This is a genomic window from Telluribacter roseus, assembly GCF_017355915.2.
Classification (GTDB): domain Bacteria; phylum Bacteroidota; class Bacteroidia; order Cytophagales; family Spirosomataceae; genus Telluribacter.
Genome location: NZ_JAFEUV020000004.1, coordinates 329,094 through 351,488, shown reverse-complemented (window position 1 = coordinate 351,488; position 22,395 = coordinate 329,094). Strand labels below are relative to the sequence as shown.

The 22,395-nt window shown below is 52.5% G+C and carries 11 protein-coding genes; 7 read left to right on the top strand and 4 right to left on the bottom strand.

The window, feature by feature from the left end:
* Positions 1-258: 258 nt before the first annotated feature.
* From JTN23_RS10555 to JTN23_RS10540, 4 genes are all read left to right on the top strand, one after another.
* Complete coding sequence (locus JTN23_RS10555; RefSeq protein WP_247234679.1) at positions 259-2,751, top strand: PKD domain-containing protein; 2,493 nt, start codon at positions 259-261, stop codon at positions 2,749-2,751.
* Positions 2,752-2,806: 55 nt separating this feature from the next.
* Positions 2,807-10,669 carry an Ig-like domain-containing protein gene (locus JTN23_RS10550; protein ID WP_247234677.1) on the top strand — a complete coding sequence of 2,621 codons (7,863 nt, stop codon included), beginning with the start codon at positions 2,807-2,809 and terminating at the stop codon, positions 10,667-10,669.
* A gap of 131 nt (positions 10,670-10,800) precedes the next feature.
* Complete coding sequence (locus JTN23_RS10545; protein ID WP_247234675.1) at positions 10,801-13,248, top strand: cadherin-like domain-containing protein; 2,448 nt, start codon at positions 10,801-10,803, stop codon at positions 13,246-13,248.
* Between the two features lie 150 nt (positions 13,249-13,398).
* Positions 13,399-14,679 carry a DUF11 domain-containing protein gene (locus tag JTN23_RS10540; RefSeq protein WP_247234673.1) on the top strand — a complete coding sequence of 427 codons (1,281 nt, stop codon included), beginning with the start codon at positions 13,399-13,401 and terminating at the stop codon, positions 14,677-14,679.
* A gap of 54 nt (positions 14,680-14,733) precedes the next feature.
* Here JTN23_RS10540 and JTN23_RS10535 read toward each other — a convergent pair whose 3' ends face one another.
* The 4 genes from JTN23_RS10535 to JTN23_RS10520 form a co-directional block, all read right to left on the bottom strand.
* Positions 14,734-15,273: a 3'-5' exonuclease gene (locus JTN23_RS10535; protein ID WP_247234671.1), complete on the bottom strand. Its 540-nt coding sequence runs from the start codon at positions 15,271-15,273 to the stop codon at positions 14,734-14,736.
* A gap of 187 nt (positions 15,274-15,460) precedes the next feature.
* Positions 15,461-15,856 (bottom strand): hypothetical protein, encoded by a 396-nt coding sequence (locus tag JTN23_RS10530; protein WP_247234669.1) that lies wholly within the window; start codon positions 15,854-15,856, stop codon positions 15,461-15,463.
* Between the two features lie 51 nt (positions 15,857-15,907).
* Positions 15,908-16,258, bottom strand: a complete 351-nt coding sequence (locus JTN23_RS10525) for a PadR family transcriptional regulator (RefSeq protein ID WP_247234667.1) — start codon at positions 16,256-16,258, stop codon at positions 15,908-15,910.
* Positions 16,259-16,332: 74 nt separating this feature from the next.
* Positions 16,333-16,806, bottom strand: coding sequence for an Lrp/AsnC ligand binding domain-containing protein (locus JTN23_RS10520; RefSeq protein WP_247234665.1), 474 nt, complete (start codon positions 16,804-16,806; stop codon positions 16,333-16,335).
* 579 nt (positions 16,807-17,385) lie between these two features.
* On the opposite strand from JTN23_RS10520, the gene JTN23_RS10515 reads away from it, so the two are divergent.
* From JTN23_RS10515 to JTN23_RS10505, 3 genes are all read left to right on the top strand, one after another.
* Positions 17,386-18,621, top strand: coding sequence for a DUF819 family protein (locus tag JTN23_RS10515; RefSeq protein ID WP_247234663.1), 1,236 nt, complete (start codon positions 17,386-17,388; stop codon positions 18,619-18,621).
* 168 nt (positions 18,622-18,789) lie between these two features.
* Positions 18,790-20,577 carry a translation elongation factor 4 gene (lepA, locus tag JTN23_RS10510; protein WP_247234661.1) on the top strand — a complete coding sequence of 596 codons (1,788 nt, stop codon included), beginning with the start codon at positions 18,790-18,792 and terminating at the stop codon, positions 20,575-20,577.
* A 113-nt stretch (positions 20,578-20,690) separates the two neighbouring features.
* On the top strand, positions 20,691-22,370 hold the full coding sequence (locus JTN23_RS10505; protein WP_247234659.1) for a pyruvate dehydrogenase complex dihydrolipoamide acetyltransferase: 1,680 nt from the start codon (positions 20,691-20,693) through the stop codon (positions 22,368-22,370).
* Positions 22,371-22,395 lie beyond the last annotated feature (25 nt).

The window sequence follows — 22,395 nt, the reverse complement described above, 5'->3', positions numbered from 1 at the left end:
AAAAATAGGATTACACACACAACTTTCTAAAATCGTGGCAGACCATAGCCTTTTCACAGCAGACTACTACCACTTCCCCCTGTTCAGGTCCACACCCTGCGATCCGGAATCCAATGGCTGCAACTCCATCCGGAACCATCCCACCAGCTACCAGTACCCTTTATCATATTCTGATTTCCCATACCAATGCCCATAGCGTCGTAAGCCCTCTTATGCCCCGCTTTTCTATCTAACTGAATGACCAGTAAGTAAACCCACATGAAGAAATTCTACCTCTTTTTACTTCCTCATCGTTATCTCTCTCTTTTCCTGTCAGGAGCCCTTGGCTTACTAACCCATCAGGTATCCCAGGCTCAGATCCTCCAGAATGGGGCCGTCAGAGCCAACTTCGGCGTAGATGCCGGCTTATATTCCGGTATTATTGAGTACGGTGCCGGTACACCAGCGGCTGGTACCGTTGACTGGTTTAAAGGCCCTACCGGCCGGGGAGCCATTGATGAAGCCAACCCCTCAGCTATTACTACCCTGCTGCAGGCTGGCGGCAATCCTACGTATGAGCGCCGTATGAATGGCAACATGAGCAGCTACGTGGATGCATCAGGTACTAAAAGACAACTACTGATCGATGGTGTATGGGCGAGGGACCTTTTTGGCGGAACCGGTGGAATAGATCAGACTTCGTACACGTCGGCCAGTAAAAACGGGGAAGACCCGGCCATATGGAGCCCCGGCCCCGCTAACGTACTGGGCAAGAACGACCTACTGGACATTGGAGGGCACATGGTACGGGATATTGACACCGGCACCAACAAAGATGACCTCTGGTTTTTTGGACTTATCAACCGGGCCGAACCGGGTGGGGATGCCTACCTGGATTTCGAGTTTTTTGCCAGCAGCATTGCCTATACCCCGGGCAGCGGCTTCACATCCGGTGGCCCCGACCTGGGTCACACGGCCTTTCAGTTCGATGCGCAGGGCAACATTACTAAAGTAGGTGACTTCATATTCAACGTTTCGTTAACAGGCGGAGGCTCAACGGCCAATATCGAAGTGCGGGTATGGGTAAGCCGGGCTGCCTATACGTCCACCACCCCCAAAACCTTTACCTGGGGAGGCAGCTTTGATGGCCCTTACAACGGCTCACCATTTGGATACGCTACCATTGTGCCGCTACCCGGTAATACCGACGCGGTAGGTATTGTAAACGTGGATGGACAAAACCCGGCGGCTCCGCCCTGGGGTACCAAGGGTACCAAGTCCAACACCTGGGGTACTACCTACATTCCTTTCTCGGTAGCTGAGGTAGGTATCAACCTGACCAAATTCGGTATGGACCACGCCACCCTTTCCGGTCTGGACCCCTGTTTGTTCCCCCTGCACACCTTTATTGTAAAGTCACGTGCGTCTTCGTCCTTTACGGCTCAGCTCAAAGACTTCGCGGGTCCTTATAAGTGGGGACAGCCTACCATTGACCCTATCATCGTAGGTAATTCTCTGCTATCCTGTAATAACCCCACCTCTACCCTCTCGACGGACATCGACCGGTCTGACGTGACCTATACCTGGTCTACAGTAGACGGAAAGATTGATACCAATCCTAACCAGCGCACGATTACGGTAAGTAAGCCGGGCACCTACTACCTGGATGTGACCCTGCCTAACACCTGTCATGTTCCGAAGAAAAGCATTACCGTCACCTATGACCCCACCAGGCCTTTCCTGAACACGCCTACATTTACAACCCAGGTAGCCTGTAATACGAATGACGGTGCCATCAAACTAAACGTCACCGGCGGCACCGCCCCTTATAGCTATGCGTGGTCCAATGGGGCTACCACCCGGGATATCAGCGGCCTTGCGGCTGGTACCTACAACGTCACCATTACCGATGCGGTAGGCTGTTCGATCACGGGCTCGGCCACCGTAGGCAGCCGTACACCTGCTACCATTACCCCTACCGTTACGGATGCTTCGTGCTTCGGCTCCAGGAATGGCTCCATTGTATTGGGTATAACCGGCAAAACTCCGTTTATCTATACCTGGTCCAACAGCAATACCAGCAAGGATATCATCAACCTGACGGCGGGTACTTACACAGTTACCGCCAGGGATGCCGATGGCTGTACGACAGTACTTCCGGTCACCGTATCACAGCCAGCGGCCATCACCGGTACCATCACCAAAACCGACGATACCAATCCCGATCCGGGCATAGCCACCGGAACCGCTGACCTGACTGCCTCAGGAGGTACCCCCGGCTATACCTACTTGTGGAGCAACGGAGCTACTACCGAAGACCTCACCGGCCTGGCCCGCAACACCTATAGCGTCACCATCACGGATACCCGAGGCTGTACGGGTACGGCATCCACTCAGATATGGGAACCCGAGATCTGTAACGACGGCATCGACAACAACGGAAACGGTCTCACCGACTGTGAGGATGGCAACTGTACCCCAGCTACGCCGGCGGGTATCAGCGCGAGCGATCCTAAGCCCTGCGTTGGTGAAAATGTCACTTATTCGGTGACCAGCTCCTCGGCCTCACTGGTGTACAACTGGACGGTACCTGCCCACGCTACTATCGTAAGCGGACAAGGTACGGCCACCCTGACCGTACGATGGAACTCCACCGCCCCCGGACAGGTATGTGTAGCGGCTAATAATGTAGGGTGCGAAAGCGCCGCTACCTGCTACTCGGCCACTCCCAAAGAAGCACCCGCAGCACCCAGCCTTATCCTGAAAAACTAAATTGAGTGGGGCTACCCTTCTAACCCTCCTGAAGATGTTAAAAGCACAGCATTTGATGAATATTTCTACGCCTATATCAACCCCGCAAGGGCAACACATACTACCACAACGGAGCTTCATTCAACTGGTGGCCTTGCTGGCAATCCTGCTGCTCAACTCAGCAGATCTGTTTGCCCAGACGGTCAATAAACAACTCTATTTCCGAAACCCCTCCCAGCTGAGCCGTACGGTTCCTACGGCGACTACTTCTACCCCTACCGTGGAGCTGGTCAAGAATACGGCCCAGGTGACGGCAAGTGGTACCTTCCTGACCCACAACAGTGGATCTTCAACGGGTACCATGTCGAGTACGGGTACCTTTACCCCCACCGGAGCCAACCGCATGATCCTGGTTACGATCGCCTCAACACCCGGAGCCAATAACGCCATATCGAATGTGACGTTCGGTGGAGTGCCACTAACCAAACTCAGAGACCTGACCACCGGTACCGATGCCAAGGCTGAACTGTGGTACCTGGTAAACCCGTCGACTACCGCCGGTACTGTCACTGTCAACTGGCCCAACGGTCAGACTCTTGAAGCCGTAGTGGGGGTGACCCTCCTGAACAACGTGGATACAGCGGCCCCCTTTGGTATAGTAGCAACCGCTACGGGTACCACTACCCCAGCCTCGGTATCCGCTCCATCTTCGCTTGGGGATATTGTGGTGGACGTTGTGGGTACCCGGGCCAAGAGTAACACCATCGGGGCCGGACAAACCTCCATCTTTAACAGCAGTACCAACAGTATCGGTGCGGTATCCAGTTACAAATCGGCTACGGCGGGTACCACCAGTATGACCTGGACTCTCTCAGGAGGTCAGAGCCAGGCCTGGGCGCACATAGCGGTAGCCGTAAAGGGTATCTCAACGGATGCAAGCTTTACCCTGACTCCTGCTCTTTGTAGTGGTTTTACCATTCCGGCCAATCAGACTATCACCGTAACGGCACACGCCAGATTCACGACGAGTAGTGTTGCCTCCACTAATACGCTTCCGTTTATCGCCACACTGCGGTACGGTAGTACTACCTTCTTCACGCAGAGTGTAGCGAACTGGAACACTACCACCGGTGTAATCACCCTGACCGGTACACTAGCCACCCCGGTCACCATTCCGGCCGGAGAAAGCATCGTACTGGACCTTTCCAATGACCTTTTGGGAACAGGTATTACCGTCGACTACGACGCGACCAATAGGTCCTCTCAACTGGTACTCCCCACCAGCACCTACATCAACATCAACAGCCTCGATGCCTACAATGCCGCCTTTGCTTCGGGGGGCTCAATAGTAAGCCAGCCATCGGTAGGTGGTACCGTATACATCCGCTCCGTAGTAAGCGATCCCTTCGGCCCCAACGACATTACGGGTATGAGCCTCCAGATCAGCCGCTCGGGTGGTGGCAGTACCACAGTAACCCCTACGTCGGTGGCTACTGCCGGATGTACCCGTACCTACGAGTACGCCTGGACGCCATCCGAAGCAGGTACCTACACCATCCTGGGTACCGCCCGGGAAGGTACTGAAGGTACAGTTACCCATACCTCTACCAAAAACTATACGGTAGTAGCGCCTGCCGTATCGGTGACCAAGACACGTACCTCACCGGCCTCCGGTCCCATCACGCTGGGTAATACCGTAACCTACAACATCGCTATTGCCAATACCGGGCAGTCAAACATCACGACCCTCCCACTCAAGGATATTTACACTACTACCAATCTGCAGTATGTAAGTGCATCGGTAACGCCTAATAACATCTCAGGAGGTACCATTACCTGGAACAACCTCGGCACGCTGAACGCAGGGAGTACCCGCAATATTACGGTTACCTTTAGGGTCATTGGCAATGTTGACCCAGCCACTAACACCGCTCGGGTAGAAGGCGCCGTCGATAACCTGGGCACTCCAGTACCTACCCTCAACAGTACGGTTGAATTCAATGTGGAGGAACCACCGGTAGCCAATAACGACAGGGCCTGTGTGCAGGGAACTACTGACATTAACGTACTCGCCAATGACACCGATCCCGATGTGGCAGGCTTCCTCTCAGCCCACGCCGGCTCATATAATGTTGAGATAGTAGCAGCATCGGTTCCTGCCACAGGCAAGGCTACTCTGACGGTCAACCCAGATAAAACTATTCGATTTACCCCCGGCGGGGCACTGACCGAAAATGAGGTAGTGACCTTTACGTACCGGGTTACTGACAATGCGGGCTACTCGTCTACCGCCACGGTGACGGTACTGTACTCGACGGTGAATGATGCGCCGGTAACCCAGAATGACGTAGCCACTACTACCACCGAACGCCCCGTGGTAATAGCGGTACTGGCTAACGACAGCGACGCCGATGGTACCCTTCAGAAGCCAACCATTGCCGTCAAAGCCAGGTATGGTACCGCAGTGGTTAATTCAGACAATACCATTACCTATACGCCCAGCCCCGGCTTTACCGGTACCGATGAGTTTGAGTACCAGGTATGTGACGATGGCTGCCCTACCCCATCCAAATGTGCCACGGCCAAGGTAACCATCACCGTAGATTTTGCCCTGTATGTATGTACCTCCGGCCCCAGTACGCTACGAGTACCGGCCGTTCAGGATGCCATCAGCTACACCTGGAACCTGCCCGCCGGAGCCCAGATCGTAAGCGGAGCCAACACCAACGAGGTGACCGTCAACTGGAGCAACGTGGCTCCCGGTGCCTACAACGTGTGTGTGACGGCGGTGAATGATTGCGGTCAGAGTGCGCAACAGTGTGTAAATGTAGTCGTGAATACCCTACAGCTAGCCTTTACTCCTAAAAATGCTACCTGCTTTGGCATTAGCAACGGCTCCATTGATCTAAACATTACCGGTGGTATTGGCCCCTATACTTACGTATGGTCCAACGGCGCTTCGGTACAGGATCCGGGTGGTCTGGCCCCTGGTACCTATACCGTAACGGTAACCGATAAATTTGGCTGCACCGCTACCGGACAGGCTACTATTACCCAGCCTGCTACGGCCATCAGCCTCAATGGCAGTGTTACCCACGAAAACCCCTTCGGGTCCGCTAACGGAGCCATCACCCTTACCGTAAGCGGTGGAACCGGCCCTTATACCTACCTGTGGTCTAACGGTACTACTACGAAGGACCAGACCGGACTGGTAGGTGGTACGTACACCGTAATCGTAACGGACGCGGCAGGTTGTACCAGAGAAATGAGCTTCACGGTGAACCGCATTGGCGGTCCGCTGGCAGTAAGCTCCATTACCAAGACGGACGTACTCTGCTTTGGTGGTAGTACGGGTAAAATTGACCTGGAAGTAATAGGTGGTACTGCCCCCTATACCTACACCTGGTCCAACGGAGCCACTACCCAGGACCTGACCAACATCCCTGCCAGTACCTATTCGGTAACGATCCGGGATAATGCTGGGGCTACGACTACCGCAAGCATCACCGTTAATCAGCCGGCTACTGCTCTTACCCTGTCCAGAACCTTCATTAACTCAACCTGTAACGGAGCTGACAACGGCAGCATCGATCTGACAGTAACCGGTGGCACGGCCCCTTATACCTACAAATGGTCCAATGGTACCATTACTGAGGACCTGAGCGGTCTTGACGCGGGTACCTATTCGGTAACCGTGACCGACGCCAACGGATGTACTTCTACCATCTCGGCTACTATTACCGAGCCTGCCGCCCTGGCCCTATCGGGTGTTGTAACCAACACCTCCTGCAGCCAGCCTAACCAGGGATCGGTCAACATCACCGTTACGGGTGGTACGGCCCCTTACAGCTACTCCTGGACCAACGGTGCCACTACCGAAGACCTGAGTGGTCTGGCTCCCGGTAAGTATGCTGTTACCGTAACTGATGCCTCAGGTTGCAGCACCGTACTGACCTTCATTGTTGAGAATGTATGCATCGGGGTTGCCAAGACTATCAGCAGCGCTCCGGTCAACAACAAGAACGGCTCTTACACCCTGACCTACCAGATCCGGGTGAAGAACATGGGTACTACCAACCTCTCTAATGTACAGGTTGTGGAAGACCTCACCGCCACCTTCGCGGGAGCAACCTCTTTCACTGTGAATAATATTGCCAGCGCGAGATTTACCATCAACCCGTCCTTCAACGGAAACTCCGACAAGAATATGCTGGCTGCTTCGCAGAGCCTGGTAGTGGGTGAGTCAGGTATTGTGGAGTTTACGGTTACGGTAGTACCGGGAGCCGTACTGGGTGAATATAAAAATAGCGCGGTAGGCTCGGGTAAGGACTCCGGCACTGTGACTACGACGGACAAATCACAGGATGGTACTGACCCCGATCCCAATAAGAATGATACGCCTAACGATAACGACGTAGAAACGCCCGTAACCTTCACCGAAACACCCGTTATAGGCATTGCGAAGGCCCTGACCACCCTCCCCGTCAGCAACGGCAACGGCAGCTACAACCTGGCCTTTACCTTCACAGTACGTAACATGGGTAATGTACCCCTGAAGAACGTACAGGTAACCGATAACCTGGCGGAGGCCTTCAATACATCGGCTGTGACCATCACCAGCCTGACCGCCAGCTCGGGACTCACCGTAAATCCTGCCTACAACGGTACCAGCAACCTCAACCTCCTGACCGGAAACGACGGACTGCTGGTGAATGAGATCAAGACCATTACCCTGAACCTGACCGTCACTCCGGATGGCCTCGGTCCTTTTGAGAACTTTGCAACCAGTACGGCCACAGGCCCCGGCGACACCCCTACCACCGATAAGTCGCAGGATGGTAATGATCCTGACCCCAACAAGAACGATGACCCCAAGGATAATGATGATAAAACCACCATTACCTTCCCCGAAAATCCGGGTATAGGTCTGGCCAAGCAGGTGGTAAGTACTCCGGTCACCAACACCGACGGCAGCTATACCTTTACCTACCTGTTTACGGTGAAAAACACCGGCGATGTAGGGCTCAAAAATGTACAGATCACCGACAACCTCGCTACTACCTTTAACGGCAATCCGGTAGTGGTGAGCAGTATCAGCAGCGACAATCTGTCCATCAACCTCGCCTACAACGGTACCACCAATACTAACCTGCTGATGGGTACCAATACCCTGGCCGTAGGTGAGCAGCAAACCGTACAGCTGACCATTCGGGTGTCTCCGGGCGGAAATCTGGGACCTTATAATAACCTGGCAGTTGCTACCGCCACTAGTCAGTTCAACACGCCGGTCAATGATACCTCTACCGATGGTACCGACGTTGACCCCGAGAACGACGGCCCCGGCGATAACGATGATCCTACTCCGGTGACGTTTACCGAAGCCCCCAAAATAGGAGTAGCCAAAGAAGTAGCCAGCGTAGTCAATAATCAGAATGGTACCTACTCACTGACCTACAGCATTAAGGTGGAGAATACGGGTAATGTACCGCTGAATGCTATTCAGGTAACGGACAACCTGGCCGCTACTTTCAGCGGTGCTACCGGCTTTACCGTCACAAGCCTGAGTGCTACACCTGGTCTGGTGGTAAACAATGCGTTCAATGGTACCTCCACCACCTCCCTCCTGGGCGTCGGAAGCTCACTGGCCTCCGGAACTGCCGGTACCATTACCCTGACTGTACAGGTAACTCCGGGCAACAAACTGGGCGTGTACTACAATTCAGCAACCGGAACGGGTGTATCACCCGGAGGTACTACCGTTACCGACAAGTCGCAGACCGGTAATAAGGTAGACCCTGACGACGACGGTGATCCTACCAACAACAACGAAGACACCCCCGTAACCTTTACCGAAGCTCCCCAGCTCGGCCTGGCCAAGCGGGTACTAACCGCGCCGGTCAGCAACGGCAACAACACCTTTACCTTAACGTACGAAATACGCGTGGTGAATGCGGGTAACGTACCGCTGCACAACGTACAGGTAGTCGATAACCTGAGCGAAACGTTTGAAGATGCCACCTCATTTACGGTGGATTCATACAGCATCGTACAGCAGCCCACTAGCACTACACTGGCTACCAATCCGGCTTACAGCGGTACCAATGCAAACCCTGAGCTACTGACTGGAACCGGCTCGCTACTGGTCAATGAGTTTGCCCTGATTCGCCTTACCGTGACCCTTACTCCCGGTGCCGTGGGTGGTCCGTTCGAAAACTCGGCGATAGGTACAGCCCAGAGCCCCGGTCGCCGATACGTCATTGACTACTCAGAAGACGGCACGGATGTAGACCCCGACAAAAACGATAAGACCTCCGACAACAGCACCCCTACCAAGATTACGCTTTTTGAGAATCCTAAGATTGGTATTGCCAAGAGTGTAGTAAGTGTAGTGGACAAGACCCCTACCACAAAGGAGATCACCCTGCGCTTTATCCTGCAGAACTTCGGTAACGTAGAACTAAAGGACCTCAAGGTATTCGATGATGCAGCCACTCAGTTCAGCTCGGTAGCACCTACCGGCTACACGGCCATTGAAGGTAGCTTGTTTGCCAATGGCAGCTGGGATGGTACCGCTACTTCCAATATCCTGGCGCCCAATCAGGCTCTGGCCGTAGGAGCCGTTGACTCGGTATTCGTAAGCTTTGTGATTACCCCTGGAGGTACGGCTACCCTGTACAACATCGCCACCGCCGAAGGTACCGGTCCGCTGGGAGGCAAAACCACCGATAAGTCCACCGATGGTACCGATCCGGATCCGGACAAGGATGATGATCCGAAAGAAGAAGTACCTACCCCCGTTAATCTCTATGGCTCCTCTATCGCCGCTACCTACGATTACCTGGGTAAGCTGACCCTGGGCGGTACCATTACTTACCCGATCCTGGCCAACGATACCCTCAATAAGGTTAGTCCCGTTGATCCGGCGCTGGTTACGATCACGATTACTACACAACCTACCAAAGGTACCGTCAGCATCAACGCTACTACCGGTGAGGTTACCTATACCGCCGGTACCACCGCTTCGGGTAAGGATACATTTATCTATACCCTCTGTGAAGCGAAAAACGGGGTGGTGTGTGATACAGCCCTGGTAGAGGTATTCATTGATGCTCCGCTCAAGTACCAGCCCCGCGTGTACCTGCAGGGAGCGCTGTATGGCGTGACCTACACCGATGCTCCGGCCAATACCACGGTAGACTCGCTCATGCGCGACGACCTGCGCGTGAAGGGACTAATCCCGCAGACTACCCCGTACAGCAGCTGGAACGCTACCCTACCCGCCTCAGCGCTTGACCCGGCGGTACTAACGGTAACCGGCCGCAACGCCATTGTCGACTGGGTATTTGTAGAACTCCGCAGCGCCGCTGATCCGACGCAGGTGGTACAGAGCCAGTCGGCCCTGGTGCAGCGCGACGGGGATGTGGTAGATCTGGATGGAGTATCGCCGCTGGAAGTGGTAGCTCCCGATGGTACAGGCTACTACATCGCCATCCGCCACCGCAACCACCTGGGAGCCATGACAGCTTCGGCCCTGCCACTGACCCCTGTTACCAGCCTTGTTGACTTCCGCGCTCCGGCTACTGCTACCTATGTCAAAGTGGCCTCCAACCCCATTCACCAGGCGCAGGCCGTGGTGGTACAGGGAAGAGCCCTATGGGCAGGTAATGCTCAGCAGGATGACAAAGTAGTGTATCAGGGTACCGGCAACGACCTGGAGCCGATCAGCAACCTGGTAATGGGCGCCGCAGGAAACCTCCTGAAAGTACCTTACTACAGGCTGACGGGCTACTTCGGCGAGGACATCAACCTCAATGGAGAGGTCATCTACCAGGGTAATAAAAATGACCTTGAATTTATATATCAGAACATCATAAAAAATCATCCCGGCAACACATTACCAGCGAACAATTTCATCATACAGGAACAACTTCCCCGATAACCATTGCCGGGGGGAAGTGCCATAGTACCCCCTGCATACCAAACATGAAAACTAACTCTATGCAATACCAAATGAATGTCAAACAACTCACCTCAACTTATTAAAAGAAAACTACACACAACCTATTTATTATGAAACACCTCCGACTGTGGCTGTCCTTTGTAGCCCTCCTCTTCTTAATGACCACAACAGTATGGGCTCAGACGTCTGAGACTTCAGCTAATACTGTAAAGTACCGGGTTACGTATGCCCCTGGCACATCCGTGTATACGGTGTGGGTAGTACCCCAGTATTCAACCCCAAGTAGCCATAATAGCAGCGAGAATGAATACGGAGCAACAGCTCAGGTAACCATTAAAGTACCTGCTGACTTCAACATCCTGGCTATAACCGACATCAAAGGCACCTGGGACAAGACTCCGATCAAACTGGGCGACCAGCCTAACTTTGCTCCGGCCGGTACGTCCCGCTACTATACGATAGGCAAGTCGCCCGAAGAAACCAACTACGGAAAATTCACGGCCGGTGAGCCCGTAGCTATTTTCTCGTTCACGGGTAGTGCCTGTGCCGGTGCGGTGGAGATTATGCCCTACACTGACAGCTTTATTACCAAAGCCCTGACTGCCTACCAGCTCAATATCCAGGGAAGCTTTTACTCACGGTCAGGACAGCCGGCCGGTGGTAACGTAGTACCGCTCGAGCAGTACATTGGTGTAGATGGCAAGCCTGCTTACTGTCCGCCAGTGGCTACTGATGACCTGCTCACGGGTATAAAGCCTGGTGCCAATGCGGTGGTATCCATTCTGCCCAACGACAAACTTAGCGACAGCCAGGTTCCTGAGCTTGACTCGGTAACGATTGCTATGTCAGTAGTTATAGGAACAGGCCCTAACGCTGTTACATATAACAGTTCAGTAGTAGGAGGAAAAGTGGTAATGGAAGTACCTGGCGAAGGTACCTGGACGTACGATCCTGCCACGGGTGAGCTTACCTTTGATCCTAATGTAGGTTTCAATATCAACCCTACCCCGATTACATACAGGCTGACCGAGAAGGCGTCCGAGCTATTTGATGATGCGATTGTAACAGTGGAATACGACAAGCTGCCACCTGTTGCGGCCAACGATACCAACGCTGCTGATCCTACCGATCAAGCTCAACTTGCTAAGCCTGGTGAACCAGTAGTACTGGCTATCCTTAGCAATGATAAGCTGGCTGATGAAAGTGCGGCTACTCCGACTCTGGCTGATGTGGATCTTGACTCAACTACTGTTGGTTCTCAACATGTGCTGGTTGTTGCCAACGAAGGTACCTATACCTACAACCCGGCTACCGGTGAGCTAACCTTCCAGGCACTGGCTACCTTCACCAGCGATCCTACTCCAATCGTGTATACGCTGATTGAGAAATCTACTTTGCTAACCAGCAAGGCTACGGTAACTATCTATGTTAACGATCCGCCGGTGGCTGTGAACGATGCCTACGAAACCGACGAAGATACCAAACTGGTCGTTAATGCACGCGGTATTCTGCTCAATGACACTGACAGTGATACCCCTGCTAACCTGCTGAAAGTAGTTAAGATGGTGTCAGCTCCTGCTAACGGTACCGCTACTGTTAATGAAGATGGTTCGTTTGAATACATGCCTAACCTGGACTACAACGGTACAGATACCTTTACGTACTTCATTACCGATGGAGTATCAAATAGTGACACAGCTACCGTTACCATCACGATCAAGCCAGTGGATGACATACTAAGCGTGCGTCCGAAAGTATACCTGCAGGGTGCTCTGTACGGTGTTACTACCGGATCGCTGATGCGTGATGACCTGCGTACCAAAGGTTTGCTGCCTACTGCCTCACCATACGCTGCCTGGGCGCCTAAGCAGGGCAAAGGTGCTGCTGCCGAAAGCGTAACTTCTGCCGCTGTATTCGATGCTACTGGTGACGATAACGATATCGTTGACTGGGTATTTGTAGAGCTTCGCGATGCTACCAACCCTGCTACGGTAGTATTCAGCCGCTCGGCGCTTCTGCAGAGAGACGGTGACGTGGTAGCCGTAGATGGTACCTCAGCGGTTGAGTTCGTAGCCGAAGAAGAGGGTAGCTACTTCGTGACTATCAAGCACCGCAACCACCTAGCTGTTATGACTGCCACCGCGCAGGCACTTTCACCGGTAGCGACTGTAGTTAACTTCACTCTGGCTGGTACACCTACTTACGTAAAAGAGGCTAACGACGCGATCCACCAGTCGCAGGTAACTGTACTACAGGGTAAAGCCATGTGGGCTGGTAACACGCTCAACGATGGCAAGGTAGTATTCCAGGGTACTGGCAACGACGTTGAGACAATCTATAACCAGATTATCACCGCCACCGACAATACTGAGTTCAAGTTCCCGAACTACGTACTGAAAGGCTACCACAACGGTGACGTCAACATGAACGGTGAGGTGATCTTCCAGGGTACTAAGAATGACGTCGAGTTTATCTATCAGAACGTCATTAAGAACCACCCGGGTAACACCACCCCTGAGATTAACTTCGTAATCCAGGAGCAGTTACCTAATAACTAATAGCTTGCTGAATGGGGGCAGCCCTTATCCGCTGCTCCCATACTTTATGTATATTGACCACCTAATGTTGTGTACTTTCTTGTGGAAGATGCACAAAACGCGAAAGAGAGTCGGTACGAGTAGTGCAGGCTCACAATATATCCAGCAGAAATGAGAAAATTCACCCTTATCATGGCACTTGCCGGCTCTCTGCTACTGGGAGCATTCAGTTCGTTTGCTCAGGAGCTATCAACGAATCAGGTGAAGTATCAGATAACCTTTGACCAGGCTACTCAGGCGTATACCGTGTGGGTAATTCCGCAATACAATACTCCCAACGCCAATAACCCTAGTACGGACGAAATGGGAAGTACGGCACAGGTTACGCTGAAAATACCCAAGGACTTCGTGATGAAGAACCTGACCAGCATCCGCGGAAGCTGGCGTAAGCCGCTGACGATACTGGGTAATCCCGCAGTTCAGACAAAGTATGCCAACTACACCTACGACAAGAACTTCTACTATTGCTCCGTAGGGAAAGAGCCAGGTGAAACCAACTATGGGCAGTTTAAGGCCAACACGCCGGTGGCCCTGTTTTCATTTCAGGCCGAGGCTTGTACCGGGCGTGTAGAAATTCTGGAAAAGGGCGATCCATTTATAGAAGCTGCTTTTAAAGCTTACTCTCTTAACGTGGAATGTAGTTTCTACTCCCGCTCGGGCCAGCAATCCGGCGGTAACGGACAGCCTACCGAACAGTTTGTACAAATGCTCGGACCTGCGGCTCAGTGTCAGGAAGCGCCCAAGAAGATTGACCTGGTGCTGACTACATCGCTGGACAACAAGCTGCCGGCGGTAGGTGACAACGTCAAGATTACGGTAGTGATAAAAAACAACGGTCCTGACGATGCTACGGGTGTTGAAGTAAAAGATGCGATGCCTTCGGGCCTGGAAGTGATGGGATCTACCTCCACGCAGGGTAGCTACTCCAACGGTACCTGGGTGATCGGCTCCCTGCCCGTTGGTGACTCAGTAGTCCTGACGCTTACTACCAAGGTGGTAGCTACCGGTGTACAGTACTATGTAGCTGAGGTATCCAAGGCGGATCAGGAAGATATCAACTCTACCCCTGACAACGGCATCCCCGACGAAGATGACTACGGCCAGACCTGTGCGGGAGCTCCCATACTGCTTTGCGCCGGACAGGCCATCGAGTTGAGTATTGCCAGTACCTACACCAATGTTCAGTGGTTCAGAAACGGTACTCCAGTTACCGGGGCCAACAGTACCATCCTCAAGGTCACTGCACCAGGTACCTATACCTTCACCGCGGCCAATGCCGGTTGTTCAACCGGTGCCTGCTGTCCGATTATCGTGGAAGAAGGAAATTGCTGCCCGGCTGAGATATGCGTACCGGTGACGATCAAGCGGGTACGTACGGCTGCTAAAAAGTAGCTAACAACAAGCCAATAATTGAAGAAGCCTCCCCGGATCGGGGAGGCTTCTTTTTTATGGGTAGAATGTAGGTTCCGTATTCTTCGGGATCAAACTCTGATTATCGTGCTGGAGCAGCATCTCAAAAAGCGTTACCGTAGCTGCCGCATCGCCGCTGGCCCGGTGCCGGTCGTTCAGCTCTATATCCAGACTCTGGCAAAGATTTCCCAGACTGTACGACTTATAGCCCGGCAGCAACCGGCGACTGAGCCGAATGGTGCAGAGCTGCTCACGGTGAAAATGCTCGTCAAGCCACAAAAACTCCTTCTTTACGAAGTTATAGTCAAACTGCACATTGTGGGCCACAAACCAGGCATCCTCGGTAATGGAACGGACGGAGTCGGCTATCTCGGCGAAGAGGGGCGCGTCCTGTACCATCTTATCATCAATACCGGTAAGGCGTGAAATAAAAGGGGGAATACTCGTCAGAGGATTTACCAGAGAATGAAAGGAGTCTACTACCTGCTGACCGTCGTGTCTGTAAATGGCTACTTCTATAATACGCGTAGGCCCTTTTACACCTCCGGTCGTCTCAATATCCACAATGCAATACATGTATCTAAAAAAGGGTATATCTTGTGCGGAGTGCTTCCGCGGTCATTCCGCCACTCTCCTTGTTATTACTTTTCAACCTTGAACACTACAAAGAAAGAAAAAAATCCAGGGGACATTCAGGAATCAGGATGGGTATTTTTTGTATGGTAGAAAAAAGGGCCGTAGCCCCAGAAAATCCGCCTCCGGACTACACGAAGAAATACTTGAAGAGAGCCGGCAGCATGAAGATCATCCAGAACACCAGCACCCCCAGCACCGTAGCCATCGTGACATGGCTCGGGTACTGACGACGCAGTACGTACGCTCCGTAAAGACGGTTCCGATTTTCAAATACGATATCCGTCAACGATGCCTCCGATACCATCATATGCTTATGTTCGATCTGCAGATGCTTCAGCGTATGCGGACTGGCCTCATCAAAAAGGTCCTGCACCACCTGCTCAAAGGCCTGTCCCTCCCACAAGCGCTCCTCCGCTTCACACGCCATATGATCAAGCAGCTCGGGCATAAGCCCGCTCTCGATACCGCTCTTCTCCAGATGACGGCGAAGTTCACGAAGGCGTTGCTCGTTAAGGGACTTCATAGGCTGTAGCTTAGTAGTGAGATGGTAGTTTGATGTAAAGGTACCCTAGCCCTATTCAAGGGCCAGCTTGGAGGGCTTGATCAGCATTTTCATGGCTTCCATGAATCGCTCCAGCTCGTGGGTCTTGGTGTGGGCGGTCTGAGAGCCCTGGGTAGTGAGGGAGTAGTATTTTCGGAGCCGGCCGTCCACCGCCTCCGACTCCGTCAGCAGCAGCCCCTCCTGCTCAAGCTTATGAAGTACCGGATACAGAGCTCCGAAGGTAAGGGTAATGCTCCCATCTGTACGATCCTTTACTTCCTGGGTTATTTCATAGCCATACATTCGCCCCCGCTCTGCCAGTAGGTTCAGCACTATGGTTTTCAGAGTGCCCCGTACATACTCGTTACTTCCGTTGTTTTCCATATTAGGTCTACCTGTTACTACACAAATATATAAGAATTCGGTATATATCAACTATATTCTGCAAAAAGATTTACCTACTGCTCACCATCCAGCGGAATAGACCGGTTGATCCGCTCTTCGAGGGAGATGAACGTTTCGGTGCGCTGGATGCCCTGCACCTTCTGTATCTTATCGTGCAGCACTTCCCGCAGGTGTTCGGTATCGCGGCAGACGATCTTGGCAAAGATGCTGTAGTTACCGGTAGTATAGTGAATATTGACTACTTCGGGAATCCGCTCGAGTTGCTCGGCCACGGCTTCGTACAGCGAGCTTTTATCCAGGTATATGCCCAGGAAGGCACTGATGTCCCAACCCAATTTGGCAGGATCAATGATCAGCTGCGAACCTTTCACAATACCCATCTGTTCCATTTTCTTCATCCGTACGTGTACCGTTCCCCCCGACACAAATACTCTTTTTCCGATTTCGGTATAGGGCAAACCTGCGTTTTCCATCAGCAAAGCCAGAATTCGAAGGTCGGTATTGTCAATTTCTAAATTTTTGTTCATTTTTGGACCCTGATTTAGATATCATCTAACAATGATGCGCAAATTTTAAAAATTATCTAAATTTTAAGAAATTTTGCTGCAAATATTTTAATATTCCAGAGAAGCGCTTTACATTTGCATTATCAATTCAACAAAAGGACAACGGTTCTGACGAGAATTGAAACGTTTTTTGACTACAATGTAGGATGATGAAACTGGCAGCCATGCCCTCCTGTCTCGGGGGTGGTGAATCAGGGATAAACGCGGTATAATGCCGGCCTCAAGTCGACTGGGGTTGACCACCAAGCTTTTGTACCGTAGCTAACCTCACCGTGGGTGGTTCGAATCCCCCTCCTACAGCTCTAAAAAAAACTTGACAAGCGATCGTAATCGCAATAGTTTTATTTGGTTTTTAGTTTGTTGATGAAGTGTAATTTGACACGCGGGTTCATTTTGAAACCTGCGTGTTTTCTTTTGTAGTCCCTCCTGCTTCTCTATTTTCGGTCAGAGGTCGCTCCACAGGTCCTACCAAGTGTATTCACACCAAGTCTATTTCTTTAACTATCTTGCGCCTTTACCCGCATTTACCACTATCCTTTCATGATTCAGAATGACGCTACGGTACTGGGTATCCTGATGCTCGTACTCGCGCTGGTTTTTTATACGGCTTCTCTGCCGCAGCGCGGATGGCAGCGCTTTTATGGTATTGTGCCGCCCCTGTTGCTCTGCTACTTTATACCGGGGGTACTCAATTCGCTGGGTATCATCAATGGAGCTACCTCGCAACTATACCCGGTCGTATCCAGGTACTTCCTGCCCGCCTGTTTGGTACTATTTACCCTCGGCATGGACTGGCAGTCGCTGTGGAAGCTGGGCCCGCAGGCACTCATCATGATGCTGGCCGGTACGGTAGGTATCATGATTGGCGGCCCCATTGCGCTCTGGATCGTAAGTACCGTAAGTCCCGAGACGGTAAGCGGTGAGGGCCCCGAGGCCGTATGGCGCGGGCTGGCCACCATTGCGGGCAGTTGGATCGGCGGCGGAGCCAACCAGACGGCCCTGCGGGAGGTATTTACGCCCAGCGACCGGTTGTTTTCGCAGGTAGTGGCCGTAGACGTACTGGTGGCTGAGCTGTGGATGGCCGCGCTGATCTACGCGGCGGGCTACACGGCCCGCATCGACGCCAAGCTCCGGGCCGACAGCAGCCACATTGGTACCATTCAGAAACGGCTGGAAGAAATAGAACTCAACAACCAGCGCATACCCGCCACCCGTGACCTCATATACCTGGGCGCCGTAGGACTGGGCGCGACCGGCCTGGCTCACTGGCTAGCCGAGCAGATCACGCCTTACCTGTCTGCCAACTACCCTGACCTGGACAAGTACAGTCTGACCTCTTCCTTCTTCTGGATTGTAGCCTTGGTCACTATCATAGGTATACTACTTTCGCTGACGCCCCTGCGCCGGCTCGAGTTTGTGGGAGCTTCGCGGCTGGGCAGTGTATTCCTGTATGTACTGGTAGCTACCATCGGGATGCAGATGGATCTGGGCGCCGTAGCCGATAACCCGGGCCTGTTTGCCATCGGGCTGGTCTGGATGCTGGTACACGCGGCCTTTATTATAGGAGTAGCCCGACTGTTCCGGATTCCGTTCTTCTTTGCGGCGGTAGGCAGTCAGGCTAACGTAGGAGGTTCGGCCTCCGCGCCGGTGGTAGCGGCAGCCTTTCATCCATCACTGGCTCCGGTGGGGGTACTGCTATCCATACTGGGCTATGCTATAGGTACCTACGCCGGCTACCTCACTGCCCTTATGATGCAGTGGGTAAGCCAGATGTAACACGGAGCCGCCTTCGAGCGTTATTGCACTTTGGGATGGGTGAGTCGTATAAATTATACACCCCCTCTATAATAATCCACGTAAGGCTTGTAATTTTGTATCATTAAAATAGGTACCCCCTGTAAGTACTCTTAAAACTTTCCCCCGGGGGTGGGGACAACAACATACATGAAAAATATTCGCAATTTTTGCATTATAGCTCATATTGACCACGGAAAGAGCACCCTGGCCGATCGACTGCTGGAATTTACCAAGACGGTAACCAACCGCGAAATGCAGGCGCAGCTACTGGACGACATGGATCTGGAACGCGAGCGGGGAATCACCATCAAGAGCCACGCCATTCAGATGGACTATATGCTGGATGGTGAGAAGTATACACTCAACCTGATTGACACCCCCGGCCACGTAGACTTTTCGTACGAGGTATCACGTTCCATTGCGGCCTGTGAGGGAGCCCTGCTACTTGTAGATGCGGCTCAGGGTATCGAAGCCCAGACCATCTCCAACTTGTACCTGGCCATCAACCATAACCTGGTGATCATTCCGGTACTGAACAAGATAGACCTGCCCGGTGCTATGCCCGAGGAGGTAAAAGACCAGATCGTGGACCTGATCGGTTGCGAACGTGAGGAGATTATCCACGCCAGTGGTAAGGAAGGGATCGGTATTGAAGATATCCTGCACGCCATTGTACACCGGGTACCGGCTCCGCAGGGTGATCCCGAAGCGCCCCTGCAGGCACTGATCTTTGACTCGGTATTTAACTCCTACCGGGGTATCGAAGTAATATTCCGGATCAAGAACGGAAGTGTTCGTAAGGGAGACCGGGTGAAGTTTATGGCGACCGGTAAGGAATACATCGCCGATGAAATTGGTACCCTCCGCCTGCAGAAGCAACCCAAAGATGTGGTTGAGTGCGGCGACGTAGGCTACCTGATCTCGGGTATAAAAGTAGCCCGTGAGGTAAAGGTAGGTGATACCTTCACGCATATCCACCGTCCCTCGCCTACTATGATCAAAGGATTTGAGGAGGTGAAGCCGATGGTATTCGCGGGTATTTATCCTGTGGAGACCAGCGAATACGAAGACCTGCGCGATGCCATGGAGAAACTACAGCTCAACGATGCTGCTCTGGTGTGGGAGCCTGAAACATCGGCGGCCCTAGGCTTTGGTTTCCGTTGTGGCTTCCTGGGTATGCTGCACATGGAGATCGTACAGGAGCGTCTGGAGCGTGAGTTTGACATGACCGTAATCACCACGGTGCCTTCGGTACAGTTTAATGTCATCAATACCAAAGATCAGCTTCTGAAAGTAAGTGCTCCGTCCGAAATGCCGGAGCCGAATCATATCAACTGGATCGAAGAGCCTTTCATCAACGCTCAGATCATATCCAAGTCCGAGTACGTAGGGGCCATCATGACCCTGTGTATGGACAAGCGCGGTATGCTCAAGAACCAGATCTACCTGACCTCCGACCGGGTGGAGCTGCAGTTTTCGATGCCGCTGGCCGAGGTAGTATTTGACTTCTTTGACCGCCTCAAGACCATCTCCCGCGGCTACGCGTCGCTTGACTACGAGCTCAGCGGCTACGAAGAGTCGGACATGGTGAAGCTGGATATCATGCTCAACGGTGACCGCGTGGATGCCCTTTCGGCCATTGTACACCGTACCAAAGCCTACGAGTGGGGCAAGAAATTGTGCGAAAAACTCCGCGAGCTGATCCCCCGTCAGATGTTCGAAATCGCCATCCAGGCGGCCATCGGACAGAAAGTAATTGCCCGCGAGACCGTAAAGGCTATGCGTAAGGACGTACTTGCCAAGTGTTACGGGGGGGATATCTCACGGAAGCGTAAACTGCTTGAAAAACAGAAAAAAGGAAAGAAGCGGATGCGTCAGGTAGGTAACGTGGAGATTCCGCAGGAAGCCTTCATGGCCGTACTCAAGATTACCTAATCCATCGGCATATCGACAATTTTAACAGCAAAAGGACGAGCGTTCGTCCTTTTGTTGTATTTTTGGCTGACCAATAAATAAGAATTCTGAATTAAATATACTACTGAATTAATATGGCAGAAGCAATCCGTATGCCCAAGATGAGCGACACCATGGAAGAAGGTGTCATTGCCGAATGGCACAAAAAAGTAGGTGATCAGATAAAATCCGGCGATCTGCTCGCCGAAGTGGAAACCGACAAAGCTACCATGGACCTCGAATCATACGAAGAGGGGACCCTTCTTTATATTGGTGTAGAAAAAGGAGCTTCTGTACCCATCAATGGTATCATTGCAGTAGTCGGCAAAGAGGGTGAAGACTACAAAGCACTGCTGGATGGTGGTAGCAATGACAATAGTAATGGCAGCTCAGACCAGGAAGAAGCCGCTCCCTCCGTAGAACCTGCTGACACCGGCGCTTCGGCCAATGCACCTCAGCAGTCGGTAAAGCCGGCTCGTTCTGCTGAAAATATAAAAGCTACCGTTGTACGTATGCCCAAGATGAGTGATACCATGGAAGAAGGCACCCTGGTATCTTGGCAGAAGAAAGTAGGTGATAAAGTAAAATCAGGTGATATACTGGCCGAAGTAGAAACCGATAAAGCTACGATGGAACTGGAAGCCTACGAAGAAGGTACCCTACTCCATACGGGCGTTAAAGAAGGTGAAGCGGTACCCGTCAACGGTATCATTGCCGTAATCGGAGAAGAAGGCGCTGATGTTCAGCTGCTGCTGGCTCTGGAAAACGGTGAGGCTGACGCTATGGTAGAAGACATTACCAACCAGTCAACCAAGATTTCCGAAGTACCTACTGCCCCTCACTCTTCGAACGAAACGGTTTCAGCGAATGACTCGGATCGTGTTAAAGCGTCGCCGCTGGCTCGCAAACTAGCCGAAGAAAAAGGCATCGATATCAGTCAGATCAACGGCTCCGGCGATAACGGACGTATTGTAAAGCGTGACGTAGATAGCTTTGTACCCGCCGCCAGGCAGGCTGCTCCGGCTGCTGCCGAGGCTCCCAAGCAGGCCGAAGCCAAGGCTCCTGCCGCTACGCCCGAGCCGGTTGCCGCTGGTGACTACGAGGATATCCCCGTATCGCAGATGCGTAAGACCATTGCTCGCCGCCTGAGCGATAGCCTCTTCACTGCACCGCACTTCTACCTCACCATGGAGATCAACATGGATAAGGCCATGGCGCTGCGTCCGGTGCTGAATGGCGTTAGCCCGGCGAAGATCTCTTTCAACGACATGGTGATCAAGGCTTGTGCCTTGGCGCTGAAGCAGCACCCTGCCGTAAACTCGGCCTGGTTGGGTGACAAGATCCGTCGCTATAAGTATGTCAACGTAGGGGTAGCCGTAGCCGTAGAAGAAGGCCTGCTGGTACCTGTAGTACGTGACGCCGACAAGAAAACACTGTCAACTATTTCGGGTGAAGTAAAAGAGTTTGCCGGTAAAGCCAAAGACAAGAAACTGCAGCCTAAGGACTGGGAAGGCAACACCTTCTCGATCTCTAACCTGGGTATGTTTGGTATTGATGAGTTTACCGCCATCATCAACCCACCTGACGCCTGTATCCTGGCCGTAGGTGCTATCAAGCAAACGGCCGCTTTCAAAGAAGATGGTACTCCTTACCCGGTTAATGTCATGAAGGTAACGCTGTCGTGTGACCACCGCGTGGTAGACGGAGCTACCGGATCGGCCTTCCTGCAGACCGTGAAGAAGCTACTCGAAGAACCAATGAGCATGCTGGTGTAAGCAAAATAAATTCTGATAAAAAGAG